This is a genomic window from Vogesella aquatica (assembly GCF_028548455.1).
Taxonomy (GTDB): domain Bacteria; phylum Pseudomonadota; class Gammaproteobacteria; order Burkholderiales; family Chromobacteriaceae; genus Vogesella; species Vogesella aquatica.
The window spans coordinates 37,404-51,668 of record NZ_JAQQLF010000009.1 but is presented as its reverse complement, the minus strand read 5'-3'; the positions used below and the strand labels follow the sequence as shown (position 1 = coordinate 51,668).

Genomic DNA, 14,265 nt, shown 5'->3' with positions numbered 1-14,265 from the left:
CTGGAGAGAAACGATGAGCAACATTCCTGCCGAACTGAAATACGTATCCAGCCACGAATGGCTGCGCCTGGAAGCCGACGGCTCCGTAACCGTAGGCATTACCGAGCACGCGCAAGAGCTGCTGGGTGACATCGTATTTGTCGAGCTGCCTGCTGTAGGCGCCAACCTGGCTGCCGAAGAGCAAGCCGGCGTGGTGGAATCGGTAAAAGCCGCTTCCGACGTATACGCCCCGATCGCAGGCGAAATCCTGGAAGTGAATGCCGAGCTGGAAGCCAACCCTGAGCTGGCCAATAGCGAGCCGTACGCCGCAGGCTGGTTCTTCAAGATCAAGCCGGCCAACGCCGCTGATCTGGACGGTCTGCTGGACGCCGCTGCCTACGCAGCCGAAATCGGCGCCTGATAAGACAGCCCTGCCATCGCAAGATGGCGGGGCATTTTTTTTATTAGCCACGGAAACACACGCAAGGACACAGAAATGGCTGGCGGCGCTTGAGGCGAGTGCCACGACCAGGCTGCTACACCTTTGGCGCAGTACGCCCAGCTTTGGGTGACACCGCAACAGGTTTGAGCTGTTGCCCAACCGGGTATTCTTTCGTGTTTTTTCGTGTGTTTTCGTGGCTAATCGATTAGACGGAATCGCAGACATGTCTCTCTCGCAACTCTTCAATCATCAAGAATTCATCGCCCGCCACATCGGCCCGTGCGATACCGAACAGCAGCAGATGCTGGCCGAAATCGGTGCCAGCTCGCTGGAAGACCTGGTGGCGCAAACCGTGCCCGCCGGTATCCGCTTCAATCGTGCGCTGGATCTGCCGGCAGCACAGCGCGAAGTAGACGCCCTGGCCGACCTGAAAGCCGTGGCCAGCAAGAACGTCATCAACAAATCGTTTATCGGTATGGGTTACTACCCGGTGATTACCCCCGGCGTGATCCTGCGCAACGTGCTGGAAAACCCGGGCTGGTACACCGCCTACACCCCGTACCAGGCTGAAATCGCCCAGGGCCGCCTGGAAGCGCTGCTGAACTTCCAGCAAATGGTGATCGACCTCACCGGCCTGGACATCGCCAACGCCTCGCTGCTGGACGAAGCCACCGCCGCCGCCGAAGGCATGGCACTGGCGCGTCGTGCTTCCAAGGTAAAAGGCGACCGCTTCTTTGTTGACAGCCGCGTGCTGCCGCAAACCCTGGACGTGCTGAAAACCCGCGCCGAATACTTCGGTTTCGAGCTGGTGTCGGGCCACCCGGAAGAAGCCGGTAATGGCGACTACTTCGGCGCGCTGTTCCAGTACCCGGGCGAAGCCGGCGACGTGCTGGACCTGACCCCGTACATTGCTGCCGTCAAAGCCAAAGGCGGTGTGGCCATCGTGGCCGCCGACGTGATGGCGCTGGTAGCACTGAAATCCCCAGCCGAGATGGGCGCCGACGTGGCGCTGGGTAACACCCAGCGCTTTGGCGTGCCGATGGGCTTTGGCGGCCCGCACGCTGCCTACTTTGCCTTCCGCGACGACATGAAGCGCTCGGCCCCTGGCCGCATCATTGGCGTGTCCATCGATGCCAAAGGCAAGACCGCGCTGCGCATGGCGCTGCAAACCCGCGAGCAGCACATCCGCCGCGAAAAAGCCAACTCCAATATCTGCACCAGCCAGGTGCTGCTGGCCAATATGGCCGGCATGTACGCCGTGTACCACGGCCCGGTGGGCGTGAAGCGCATTGCCCAGCGCATCCATCGCCTGGCGGCCATTTTCGCCCACGCGGTGAAAGCGGCTGGCGGCAAGCTGAAGTTCGAGCAGTTCTACGACACCGTGCAGGTGGAGCTGGGCGCCAATGCGGCCAACGTTTACGCTGCCGCGCTGGCTGCCGGTATCAACGTGCGTGACGCCGGCAATGGCGTGCTGGGTGTGGCCTTCCACGAAGCCGCTACCGAAGCCGACCTGGCCCAGCTGATTGAAATCTTCACCGGCAAGGCTGCCGACATCGCCGCGCTGGACGCTGCCGCTGCCGACGCCATTCCGGCCAGCCTGAAGCGCGAATCCGCCATCCTCAGCCACCCGGTGTTCAACGAGCACCACAGCGAGCACGAGATGCTGCGCTACCTGAAGAAGCTGGAAAACCGCGACCTGGCCATGAACCACAGCATGATCAGCCTGGGCAGCTGCACCATGAAGCTGAACGCCACCAGCGAAATGATTCCGGTGACCTGGCCAGAATTTGCCAATATGCACCCGTTCGCCCCGCGCGAGCAGGCCGCCGGCTACCTGGAAATGATCGACGGCCTGCAGCAGCAGCTGCTGGCCATCACCGGCTTTGACGCTATCTCCATGCAGCCGAACTCCGGCGCGCAGGGCGAATACGCCGGCCTGCTGGCCATCCGCCGTTACCACGCCAGCCGTGGCGATGCGCACCGCACCATCTGCCTGATCCCGCAATCGGCGCACGGTACCAACCCGGCTACCGCGCAGATGCTGGGCATGCAGGTTGTCGTAGTGAAAACCGACGACAACGGCAACGTGGACATGGCCGACATGCAGGCCAAGGCCGAACAGCATGCGGCCAACCTGGGCGCGCTGATGATTACCTACCCGTCCACCCACGGCGTGTTCGAAGAATCCATCAAGGAAATCTGCGAACTGATCCACGCCAACGGTGGCCAGGTGTATATGGACGGTGCCAATATGAACGCGCAGGTGGGTCTGACCCGTCCGGCCGACATCGGCGCCGACGTGCTGCACATGAACCTGCACAAGACCTTCTGCATCCCGCACGGCGGCGGCGGCCCGGGCATGGGCCCCATCGGCATGAAAGCGCATCTGGCGCCGTTCATGGCCAACCACGTGGTAGCAGAAGTGCCGGGCGCGGTTGCTGGCCAGAGCGCGGTATCTGCCGCGCCGTTCGGCTCGGCGTCCATCCTGCCGATCTCGTACATGTACATCCGCATGATGGGCGCAGAGGGTGCCAAGCGTTCTACCGAGATCGCGCTGCTGAACGCCAACTACCTGAAAGACAAGCTGGCTGCCTACTACCCGGTGCTGTACACCGGCAAGAACGGCCGTGTGGCGCACGAGTGCATCATCGACCTGCGCCCGCTGAAAGCCGCTTCCGGCGTGACCGAAGTAGACGTGGCCAAGCGCCTGATGGACTACGGCTTCCACGCCCCGACCATGAGCTTCCCGGTAGCGGGCACGCTGATGATCGAGCCGACCGAGTCCGAGTCCAAGGCCGAGCTGGACCGCTTCATCGCCGCCATGGTGTCCATCCGTCAGGAAATCGACGCGGTGCAGAACGGCGTATGGCCGAAGGACAACAACCCGCTGTGCAATGCGCCGCACAGCAAGGCCGACATCGCCGGCGAGTGGACCCGCCCGTACAGCCGCGAGCAGGCTTTCTTCCCGCTGCCGTACGTGCTGGACAACAAGTTCTGGCCTAGCGTAAACCGTATTGACGACGTATACGGCGACCGCAACCTGGTGTGCAGCTGCCCGTCCATCGACAACTACGAGTAAGCCCTGCCCATGCCGCCAACCCAGGTTGGCCGCAGGCAAAGCAAAACCCCGCCGGTGCAAGCCGGCGGGGTTTTTTGCTGGTGTCAGGAAAGGCTAGCCGCTAAAGCTGGCCAGTGTCGCATTGAGGTTTTGCGCCAGCTGCTGCAGGCGGCGGGTTTCGGCTTCTACTTCCAGCGCGCTGTTCAGCGTACGGCGCGCCATATCGGATACCTGGTCGGCGTTGCCGGCAATATCCTGGCTGGCGCTGGCTTGCTCTTGCAGCTCCTGGTGGATCTGCCCCATGGTGTGGACGCTCTCGCGGGTGCGGTCTTCGATCAGCTCGATGGCGTTGCCGGCCTTTTGTGCCTCTTCCGAGCTTTGCGCTACCTGGCGAATGCCTTCTTCCATGGCGTGTACCGCCTGCTGCGCCGAGGTCTGGATGCTGGATACCATGGTCTGGATTTCCTGGGTGGCCGTGCTGGTGCGCACCGCCAGGTTGCGTACCTCGTCGGCCACCACGGCAAAGCCGCGGCCGGTTTCGCCGGCACGCGCGGCTTCAATGGCCGCATTCAGCGCCAGCATATTGGTTTGCTCGGCAATGCCGGTAATGGCTTCCACTACGCGCCCGATCTGCATGGCGCTGCTTTCCAGCGAGTGGATCACACTGGACACGTGTTGCACCGATTGGGTTGCCGCCAGGATGGCATTGGCCGACTGGGTCACTGTCTGGCTGCTGCTGCGTGCCTGCTCGCCCGCCGCCTGGCTGCATTCCAGCGCGCTGCGCGTACCCTGGCTGACGTTGGCCACGCTATGGCTCATCTGGCTGATGGCGCTGCTGATATGCTCGGCCGAGCTGCTTTGCGCTTCGGCATCGCTACGCACGCGGGCGGTAAGGCCGCCTATGCTGCTGCTGGTGCTTTCCAGCGAGCCGGCAACGTCTTGCAGCTGCGTCACCAGCTTTTGCTGGGACTGTAGCATGCGGTTGAAGGCTTGTATCGACACGGCTAGCTCCAGCCCGGCATTGTCGTCTACGCGCAGGCTCAGGTTGCCGGTTTTGATGACCTGGTTGGCGGTACTGGTGAGCGCCTGTAGCGGGCGCAGCAGCAGGCGGCTCAGGACGGCTGCGTAGGCGATCAGCAACACCGCAGCCGCTAGTGCCAGCATGCCGCTCATGATGGATTGCTTGCTGATACCTGCGTCTACTGTCTGTTGGGCTCTGGTGGAAGACTGTTCGATGGCATCGGTGACTTTTTCCATGCCACCTTCCAGCGCGTCAAAGTCCTGCTCGAAGGCGGGCAGGGTGACCAGCGCCTTGTCCGGCTGGCTTTCCAGGCTGCTGATGATGATGCTGGCCGATTGCAGATAGCGTTCTACCTGCGGGACGACTTCGCCGTACAACGCCTTGAGTGACGCATTGTCGCTGGCACGCTGGCTATTGTCGGCCATCAGCTCGCGAAAGTGTTTGGCGTGCTCGGCCAGGTCGGCCGCGATGCCCTTGAGCTTGTCTTTTTCACCCAGTTTGTCGCGGTACAGCGCCGACAGCACATCGGAGCGCACCGCATCGTGCATCATGTCGGCTTCGGTTTGCTGGCGAATCATTTTCTGGGTATTCAGCAAGTCGTCCACCTCTCCGGCAATACTGCGAGACCCCAGCAGGCCACTGGTACCCAGCGCCACACAAAAAAGTATGGCGATACTCACCATCAGGATGAGGTGGGTGCGCAAGGAGATGTGCTTCATGGTGTTTCCTTGAAAATGATGCGGTATTGACTCAGCGTTTTTATTTATAGTGTTTGAAAATTGCCTTGCCAATGATTGTGTCATCATTTTTGTGGCGTGGGTAAGGCGGGGCAGGAGTGGCGAAAAAACTGCCAGCATGTAGAATGGTGCGGTCTTCTTTATATGGTGTTTACCCTGTCCAATGGACGTGCTTATATTAGTTGTACTCTTTCTCCTCAATGGCATTTTTGCCATGACCGAAATCGCCATCGTCTCCTCGCGCAAGGTTCGCCTGCAGCAGTGGGCAGACGAAGGCAACCGTGGCGCCGCTGCCGCGCTCAAGCTGGCAGAAGAACCCACCCGCTTCCTGTCCACCATCCAGATCGGCATTACCCTCATCGGCATTCTGTCCGGTGCATTCGGTGAAGCCGCTATTGCCGACCGTCTGCAAGCGTATCTGGAAACCTACCCGCTACTGGCCGAGTTTGCCCGCCCCATCGCGCTGACTGTCACGGTGATGCTGATTACCTATTTCTCGCTGATCATCGGCGAGCTGGTGCCCAAGCGCGTGGGCATGCAGAACCCCGAGGTGCTGGCCTCCATCCTGGCGCGCCCCATGCTGCTGCTGGCACGTGTGACCTCACCTGTAGTGCGCCTGCTGAGCCTGTCTACCGAAGCGGTACTGCGCGTACTGGGCGTCAAAAAGAACAAAGACCCGTCCATTACCGAAGAAGAAATCAAGGTACTGATGGAGCAGGGTGCCGACGAAGGCATCTTCGACCGCGCCGAGCAGGAGCTGGTAGAAAACATCTTCAGCCTGGACGAGAGAAAAGTGGTCTCCATCATGACGCCGCGCAAGGACATCATTGCGCTGGACGTGGAAGACCCGCTGGAAGAAAACCTCAAGATCATTCGTGGCAGCGTGTTTACCCGCTACCCGGTGGTCAAGGGCGGTTTCGAAAACGTACTGGGCATGGTGCAGGCCAAAGACCTGCTGCACCGCCTGCTGGACGACAAATCGGTGAAGCTGGCCGAGTCGGTACGCCCGCCGCTGTACGTGCCGGAGGCCATCAGCCCGATGCAGCTGTTGGAGCAGTTCAAGCGCACGCGTAACCATACCGCGCTGGTGGTAGACGAATACGGGGAAATAGAAGGCCTGGTCACCATCAACGACGTGATGGAAGCCATTGTGGGCGACCTGCCCACCGAAGCCGGCGACGGCGACGAGGAAATCGTGCAGCGCGAAGACGGCAGCTGGCTGGTAGACGGCATGATGTCGCTGGAAGACTTCAAGGAACACTTCGAGCTGGACAGCATCGAGGGCGAAGAGTCCGGCAACTTCCAGACCCTGGGCGGCTTTGTCATGTTCATGCTGGGCCGCGTACCCAGCGCCGCCGACAAGGTGGTGTGGAACGGCTTCAGCTTCGAGGTGATGGACATGGACCGTACCCGGGTAGACAAGGTGCTGGTGATCGCGCCGCCGGCCGCACCTGCCGCCGACTAGCGCCAGACCAGTGCCCCCGCCGTTGTCGTGCAATAGCTGCCCGATAGACAAAACCCCTGCCAAGCTGGCAGGGGTTTTGTTTTTCGCCAGATGCTAGCGCTGCGGGCAGTTTGGCCGCGGCTTAGCCCGCAGGTGTCATATTGGCCGTGCCTAGCTGCTGGAAGGTCAGGAAGTCTTGCTGGCTCATGGGCCGGGCCAGGTAGTAGCCCTGCACGTAGTGGCAGCCATGCGCTTGCAGGAAGGCCAGCTGCTCGGCGGTTTCCACGCCTTCGGCCACCGTCTGGATGCCGATGGTGTGTGCCAGCGACAGGATGGCTTTGACTACCGCCTGGTTGCGCGGGCTGTTGAACAGGCTCCAGATAAAGCGCTGGTCGATTTTTACCTTGTCTACCGGCAGCTCCACCAGGTAGTTCAGCGAGGAGTAGCCCGCGCCAAAGTCATCGATGGCGATGCGGAACCCTGCCTGGCGTAGCCGGGTGAGCGTTACCGAAATGGCTTGCAGGTTCTGGATCAGCGATGATTCGGTCAGCTCCAGCTCGATGGCAGACGCCGGTATGCCATGCTTTGACACGGCCTGGCTCAGGCGCTCTGGCAGGTCGCTCAAGGCTAGCTGGCGGGCAGACAGGTTGATGCTGATGCTTTGCGGCAAGCCTTGTTCTATGCTGGTGGCCACAAAGTGGCTGGCAGCTTCCAGCACGAAATCGCCTATGCCCTCTATCAGGCCATGCTGTTCGGCAAAGGGGATAAACACGCCAGGCGAAGCCTGGCTGCCGCCGCCCGGCCAGCGCAGCAGTGCCTCGCCGTAGCTGCCCAGCCCTTCTGCCAGCGGGATGATGGGCTGGTAATGCAGTACAAACTGCTGCTCTTCTATGGCGTGGCGCAGCTGGGTGAAGAGCTCCATTTCATCGCGCAAGCGTGCCTCGATCGCGGGCTCGAAGAAACAATAGCGGTTGCGCCCCAGCGCTTTGGCCTGGTACATGGCGGCGTCGGCATTTTTCATCAGGTTTTCACTGCTTTCGCCGTCGCCAGGGAACATGGCAATACCGATGCTGGCGCCTACCTCGGCGTCGCGTGCCTCCAGGCGGAAGGGCAGGTTCAGTACGGTGACGATGGCTTCGGCGGTGCGGGCGACCTGGGAAGGGCTACAGTCGCGCAAGATGATGCAGAACTCGTCACCCGATAGCCGGGCTACCGTGTCTTCCAGCCTTACCGTGCCGCGCAGGCGCTCGGCCACGTCCATCAGCAGTTCGTCGCCGGCTTTATGCCCCAGTGTGTCGTTCACGTACTTGAAGCGGTCCAGGTCCAGCAGCATGGTGGCAAAGCTGCGCTTTTCTTCGCGGGCAATGTCTATCTCGTGCGCCAGGCGGTCTTTCAGCAGCACGCGGTTGGGCAAGGCCGTGAGCGGGTCGTAGTAGGCCAGGCGGCGTAGCTGGTTTTCGGCCAGCTTGAGCTGGGTGATATCGGACAGGATGCCCACGTAGTGCGTCACTGTGCCGTCAGGTTCGGTGGCCGCATTGATGGCGAGCAGGGCATGTACCAGGCTGCCGTCGGTATGGCGGTTAACGATTTCACCTTGCCAGCGGCCGGCAATGGCCAGCTCCTGCCACAGTTGCTGGTAGAACTGGCGGTCGTGGTGGCCGGAGCGGGCAATGGGCGGGCGTTTGCCGCACAGTTCGTCCAGTGTCATGCCGGTCATCAGCTGGTAGGCAGGGTTGGCCGCAACGATGTGGGTATCGGGGGTGGTGATGATGACGGCGTCTTCGGTGTGTTCGAACACCATTTCGTACAGCCGGCGCCGTTTTTCTGCTTGCTGGCGCTGGCTGATTTCGTCTTCCAGCTGGCGGTTGGCCTGCTGCAAGTGGGCAGTGCGCTCGTCTACCATGCATTCCAGCTTTTGCTGCTGGGCTTCACTGCTGGCCAGCAGTGCTTGCTGGTTGAGCAGCAGCTCGCGGAAACGGCGCAGGGCATTAAATACCGGCTGGAACAAGGCGTCGCCTAGCGGTGGCTCCATGCTGGTATCGCCATGGCCCAGCGCCATCAGCAAGGCTTCGGTGTGCTGCAGGTTGCGGCCAATGCGGTGCATACGCCAGCCAATCAGTGCCAGCGCAGCGAGTAATAGGCCCAACAGGATGTTTTGCAACTGGTGGCCGGTGTGCAGTGTGGCCTGCAAGCTGGTTTCGAAATGGCGGATGGACATATCCCGCTGTTTGCGTGCCAGCTTGCGCAGCTTTTCTATATCCCCGGTGACACGGCGGCTGATCACCAGCGCCTGGTCTTCTGCCGCCTCGGTTTCGCTGGGTAGCAGTTGCAGCAGGCTGCCAGCCTGGGCGTGGTAGCGCAACAGGTCGGCCTGTATGTCGCGCACCAGGCCGGCCAGCGCCGGGCTTTGCCGCGTTTGCTCGCCCAGCGCCAGGGTATCCTGGGTGAGCTGGTTCAGTGCCTGTTGCAGGCTGAGCTTGCGGCGCACGATATCTGCGGGGTTTAGCTGTTCGGCCTCTTGCTCCTCTACCAGCAGGATCAGCCGGTTGTGCAGGTCGCCCAGGCGCGACACGGTATCGCCCAGTTGCTGCTGTTCGCGTGCGTGGCGGCGGCTTTCCTCGGCCAGCAGTGTGGCCTGGCCGTCGTTGTAATAATGCAGGAAGGCCATGGCACTGAGCAGCAGTACAACCAGTAATGACTGTAGCCAGAACATTTGGTGGCTGACGGTGCGTGCCAGTGGAAAGCGTTGTTGCGGCATGGGGAACCCTGATCTTGTTTTATGAAAGCATAGCTGCTGGTGGGCAACTTGGCTTGACTGCAGCTAGCCCTGCCGGCCTGCAATGCTTTGCATAAATCCTGCTTTATCTTGTGGCAGCATGACGTTAAGGTATGGCCTGCGGCCTGCCATGATGCGGCCGGCGATAACAAGCCCTAGGGATCTACAAAGATGAAACTGGAAACACTCGCAGTACACGGCGGCTATAGCCCCGACCCGACCACCAAAGCCGTAGCGGTACCGCTGTACCAGACCACCAGCTACGCTTTCGACAGTACCCAGCACGGTGCCGACCTGTTCGACCTCAAAGTGCAGGGCAATATCTACACCCGCATCATGAACCCCACCACCGACGTGCTGGAAAAGCGCGTCGCCGCGCTGGAAGGCGGTATTGGTGCGCTGGCGGTGGCGTCGGGCATGGCGGCCATCAGCTACGCCATCCAGACCATCGCCGAGGCCGGTGACAACATCATCGCCACCAGCACGCTGTACGGCGGCACCTACAACCTGTTTGCCCACACCTTCCCGCAGCTGGGCATTACCGTGCGCTTTATCGACCCGGCGCGTCCGCAGGACATTGCGGCCAACGTGGACGCCAACACCAAGGCGGTATTCTGCGAGTCCATCGGCAACCCGCTGGGCAATGTGGTGGATTTCGGCGCCTTTGCCGACGAGGCGCACAAGCACGGCCTGCCGCTGATCGTGGACAACACCGTACCGTCGCCTTATCTATGCCGCCCGTTCGAGCACGGCGCCGACATCGTGGTACACAGCCTTACCAAATACCTGGGTGGCCACGGCACCAGCATCGGCGGCATCATCGTCGATAGCGGCAAGTTCCCGTGGGGCGAGCACAAAGAGCGCTTTGTGCGCCTGAACACGCCGGACGTCAGCTACCACGGCGTGAATTATGTAGAAGTACTGGGCGCGGCGGCTTACATCGCCCGTGCCCGCGTGGTGCCGCTGCGCAATATGGGCGCCGCCATCTCGCCGTTCAACGCGCACCAGATCCTGCTGGGTATCGAAACACTGGCACTGCGCCTGGACCGCATCTGCGACAACACGCTGAAAGTGGCACAGTACCTGCAGCAGCACCCGGCGGTGGAATGGGTCGAGTACGCCGCGCTGGAAGGCCACCCCAGCCGGCCGCTGGTGGACAAGTACATGGGCGGCCGCGCGTCCGGCATCCTGTCTTTCGGTATCAAGGGCGGGGTTGAAGCGGGCGGCCGCTTTATCGATGCGCTGCAGCTGGTGACCCGTCTGGTGAATATTGGCGACGCCAAGAGCCTGGCCTGCCACCCGGCATCTACCACCCACCGTCAGCTGTCGCCGCAAGAACAGCTGAAGGCCGGCGTGAAGCCGGAGCTGATCCGCCTGTCCATCGGCATCGAGCACGTGGACGATATTCTGGCAGACGTGGTGCAGGCGCTGGACGCGGCCGCGCGCCCGGCATAAGCAGCGGGCCGTACCGGCCCACCCTGGTGGTACCGTTGCGGCCAACCTGAGCAGGGTTGGCCGCAGTGCTTTGGCCTTGCGCTACACTGGCGCGCTTTACTGCTTATTTGCCCTGACATGCCTTATACCGTACCTGATTGGCCTGTGCTGGCCGCCTTTACGCTGCTGGCCATTGCCCTGCTGGCGGCCCTGGCCGGGCAGCGCCGGCTGGCGCTGGGCGTGGCCGTGCCGGCTTCAGCCGTGGCGCTGTGGGCGGGCGTGCTGGCGCCGTTAGCTGGCTTGGCTTACGGGCTGCTGGGCTTGGCCGCGTGGCTGTGCCTGCGTTGGCCACGGGCGCGCTGGCCGTGGCTGCTGGCGGTGACGCTGATATTGACCTTGGCACTGCACGCCTTGCCCGGCTTTTACCCGCCGCGCTGGTGGCAGGGCGTGCTGGCTGACAACAGCAAATCTTACACGCTGTACTGGCACTGGGATAAGGGGCTGGCCGGTTTGTGGCTGCTGCTGTGCCTGCCGCGTGTCGCTTTACCCGCGGTGGCAAAGCGTGGCCACTGGCTGCTAGCGTGCGTTGCCTGCCTGTTTGCCGCGCTGGGCTTGGCACTGGCTGGCGGCTTGCTGGCCTGGCAGCCCAAATGGCCGGCTTGGTGGCTGCCTTGGCTAGCGGCCAACCTGCTGCTGGTGTCCTTGCCGGAGGAGGCGCTGTTTCGCCAGGGCGTGTTTGCGGCGGCGGCACGCTGGCCGCTGTGGCAGCGCTGCACTTTATCGGCGGTACTGTTTGGCCTGGTACACGTGCCCGCTGGTGTGTTGTGGGCACTGGTGGCGACATTGGCAGGGGCGGCGTACGCGCTGCTGTATGCCGCCACGGGGCGGCTGGGCTACGCCATCTTGCTGCACACGGGCTTTAATGTGCTGCATCTGGCCTGGCTAAGCTATCCGCAGCTGCGCTAGCCGGTAGCGACAAAGAAGAGCGGCCAACCCTGTTGCCAGGGCTGGCCGTTATAGTTGGCACCTTGCGGTATCAGACTATGGTAGGCGGTTTAACCGCTCTGTTTGTGGTCGCTTATTGATAGGCGCTCTTCTACCAGTAGCTGGGCGGCCATGCGGTCTACGCGTGCCAGATCCACGATGTCGCCCAGGGTTGCCAGGCTGGTTTCCAGCCTGGCTATAGCCTGTTTATGTTCTTCAATTGCTTTGAGCATGGCAGCGGCTTGTTGATAAGCAGCTTGCTCGCGCAGGCCGGCATACCAGTTCAGATTACCCATGATGTCTTCCTCCTGCCTTGCCCAGGGGCCTTGCATTCACTGGCGTTGCCGTGTGCTGCCCCATGTTTGCTTATCGGCGGTGGCGGGTAAAACCTGAGGTATTTTTCTGTCAGTCCGCTTGCATGACATCTGTTGTAAGCAGCGCTGAAAAGCCACAGGCCCGGGGTGTGCCCGGGCCTGTTGTGGCGAGAGGTGCCGGTGTTAGCCGGGCAAATCGATATATTCCACCTGTGCCATGGTGCCCAGCGTGTGCTGCAGGAAGTGGGCCATATTGCCGGGCTGGCCGGTGCTGGCAAAGCGGTAGTTGGCCGCAGGGCCGCTGGCCGCAGCCAGGCCGTGTTGCTGCATCAGGCGTAGGGTCTGGCGGATCACCGCGTCGGTGGGGTCGATGATGTCGATGTGCGCCGGTAGCAGCTGGCGTACTAGCGGCGCCAGAAACGGGTAGTGGGTACAGCCCAGCACCACGTGGTCTACGCCTTGTTCCAGTAGCGGGGCCAGCGCGCGGCCAACTACTGCGCGGCTGCGCTCGCTGTCCAGCTCGCCCGCTTCCACCAGCTCGACAAAACCCTTGCCGGCTTGCGGCACCACCAGCGTGTCGCCGGCAAACTGCGCCACCAGCTGGCGGAACTTGTCGCCCTGCAAGGTGGCGTGGGTGGCCAGCACGCCCACACGGCCGCTCTGGCTGGCCAGTACGGCGGGCTTGATGGCCGGCTCCATGCCAACGATGGGTAGCTGCGGATAGCGTTCGCGCAGGTGTCGCGCGGCGGCGCTGGTGGCGGTGTTGCAGGCGATCAGCAGCAGCTGCGCCCCTTGCTGCAGCAGCCAGGCGGTAATGGCCTCGGCGCGCGCTATCAGCTCTGGCTGGCTGCGCTCGCCGTAGGGGCAGTAGCCCTGGTCGGCCAGGTACACCACATCCTGCTGTGGCAGGGCGTGGCGCAGCTGGCGCCATACCGACAGGCCGCCCAGGCCGGAATCGAACATGCCGATCATGCGTGTGCCCTAGCTGTTCTGGATGACGATCTTCGGCATCTTGCTGGAGAAGTCACGCGCCTTGTCGCCTACTTTCACGGCCACGCGGCGGGCGATTTGCTGGTAGCGGGTGGCCAGCTTGCCGTCCGGCTCGGCCACCACGGTGGGCTTGCCTTCGTCGGTAGACAGGCGGATGGACAAGTCCAGCGGCAGCGAGCCCAGTACGTCTACGCCATACTGCGCGCTCATCTTGTCGGCGCCGCCGTGGCCGAAGATGTGCTCTTCGTGGCCGCACTGGCTGCACACGTGCATGGCCATGTTTTCCACAATGCCGAGGATGGGCACGCCTACCTTCTCGAACATCTTCAGGCCTTTCTTGGCATCGATCAGCGCGATGTCCTGCGGCGTGGTCACCACGATGGCACCGGTCACCGGTACTTTTTGCGACAGCGTCAGCTGGATGTCGCCGGTGCCCGGCGGCATGTCGATGACCAGATAGTCCAGCTCGTCCCACAGCGTGTCATTGAGCAGCTGCTGCAGCGCCTGGCTCACCATGGGGCCGCGCCATACCATGGCCTGGTCGTCGTCCACCAGGTAGCCGATGGACATGGTTTGTACGCCGTGCGCTTCCAGCGGCTTGAGTTTGCCTTCTACTACTTCGGGTTTCTGCCCTTGCAGGCCCATCATCAGCGGCTGCGACGGGCCATAGATGTCGGCGTCCAGAATGCCGACCCGCGCGCCTTCTGCCGCCAGCGCCAGTGCCAGGTTGGCCGCAGTGGTGGATTTACCCACGCCGCCCTTGCCGGACGACACCGCAATCACGTTCTTTACACCGGGCAGCAGCGGCACGCCGCGCTGGGCGGCATGGCTGGTGATCTGGCTGCTTACATCAACCTCTACCGGGCGGCCGTCGGCAAACGGGGCCAAGGCTTCGGTAAACAGGGCGCCAATCTCGGCAAAGCGGCTTTTGGCCGGGTAGGGCAGCTTGACGCTGAGCGCCAGGCGGCTGCTGTCGTTGCAGGCGATGGCCAGGCCTTTGCGGTAAGGCTTGCCGGTATCCGGGTCGATCAGGTTGGCAAGGGCTGCCAGAATATCTGCGTCGCTGTGAGCCATGTCGGGTGTCCG

At 62.3% G+C, this 14,265-nt stretch carries 10 protein-coding genes; 5 read left to right on the top strand and 5 right to left on the bottom strand.

Going from position 1 to position 14,265, the window contains the following annotated elements; translation table 11 throughout:
* Positions 1 to 13 precede the first annotated feature (13 nt).
* Both gcvH and gcvP read left to right on the top strand, forming a co-directional pair.
* Positions 14 to 400, top strand: a complete 387-nt coding sequence (gene gcvH / locus PQU95_RS08390; RefSeq protein ID WP_017507055.1) for a glycine cleavage system protein GcvH — start codon at positions 14 to 16, stop codon at positions 398 to 400.
* A 244-nt stretch (positions 401 to 644) separates the two neighbouring features.
* A complete protein-coding gene (gene gcvP / locus PQU95_RS08385; protein ID WP_272751582.1) occupies positions 645 to 3,500 on the top strand; it encodes an aminomethyl-transferring glycine dehydrogenase in 2,856 nt (951 codons plus the stop codon).
* A gap of 93 nt (positions 3,501 to 3,593) precedes the next feature.
* Here the strand turns inward: gcvP and PQU95_RS08380 are convergent, their stop codons facing one another.
* Positions 3,594 to 5,219, bottom strand: coding sequence for a methyl-accepting chemotaxis protein (locus PQU95_RS08380; RefSeq protein ID WP_272751581.1), 1,626 nt, complete (start codon positions 5,217 to 5,219; stop codon positions 3,594 to 3,596).
* Between the two features lie 181 nt (positions 5,220 to 5,400).
* Between PQU95_RS08380 and PQU95_RS08375 the strand changes: the two genes are divergently transcribed.
* Complete coding sequence (locus PQU95_RS08375) at positions 5,401 to 6,702, top strand: hemolysin family protein (RefSeq protein WP_272751580.1); 1,302 nt, start codon at positions 5,401 to 5,403, stop codon at positions 6,700 to 6,702.
* A gap of 121 nt (positions 6,703 to 6,823) precedes the next feature.
* Here the strand turns inward: PQU95_RS08375 and PQU95_RS08370 are convergent, their stop codons facing one another.
* Complete coding sequence (locus PQU95_RS08370; protein WP_272751579.1) at positions 6,824 to 9,439, bottom strand: putative bifunctional diguanylate cyclase/phosphodiesterase; 2,616 nt, start codon at positions 9,437 to 9,439, stop codon at positions 6,824 to 6,826.
* Positions 9,440 to 9,628: 189 nt separating this feature from the next.
* On the opposite strand from PQU95_RS08370, the gene PQU95_RS08365 reads away from it, so the two are divergent.
* Positions 9,629 to 10,912, top strand: a complete 1,284-nt coding sequence (locus tag PQU95_RS08365; RefSeq protein ID WP_272751578.1) for an O-acetylhomoserine aminocarboxypropyltransferase/cysteine synthase family protein — start codon at positions 9,629 to 9,631, stop codon at positions 10,910 to 10,912.
* Between the two features lie 117 nt (positions 10,913 to 11,029).
* Positions 11,030 to 11,857, top strand: coding sequence for a CPBP family intramembrane glutamic endopeptidase (locus tag PQU95_RS08360; RefSeq protein WP_272751577.1), 828 nt, complete (start codon positions 11,030 to 11,032; stop codon positions 11,855 to 11,857).
* 89 nt (positions 11,858 to 11,946) lie between these two features.
* Here PQU95_RS08360 and PQU95_RS08355 read toward each other — a convergent pair whose 3' ends face one another.
* The 3 genes from PQU95_RS08355 to apbC form a co-directional block, all read right to left on the bottom strand.
* Entirely contained in the window at positions 11,947 to 12,171 is a 225-nt protein-coding gene (locus tag PQU95_RS08355; protein WP_227304783.1) for a hypothetical protein, read from the bottom strand.
* Between the two features lie 201 nt (positions 12,172 to 12,372).
* Positions 12,373 to 13,161 carry a glutamate racemase gene (murI, locus tag PQU95_RS08350; protein WP_272751576.1) on the bottom strand — a complete coding sequence of 263 codons (789 nt, stop codon included), beginning with the start codon at positions 13,159 to 13,161 and terminating at the stop codon, positions 12,373 to 12,375.
* Between the two features lie 9 nt (positions 13,162 to 13,170).
* Positions 13,171 to 14,253 (bottom strand): iron-sulfur cluster carrier protein ApbC, encoded by a 1,083-nt coding sequence (apbC, locus tag PQU95_RS08345; RefSeq protein WP_272751575.1) that lies wholly within the window; start codon positions 14,251 to 14,253, stop codon positions 13,171 to 13,173.
* Positions 14,254 to 14,265: the final 12 nt, after the last annotated feature.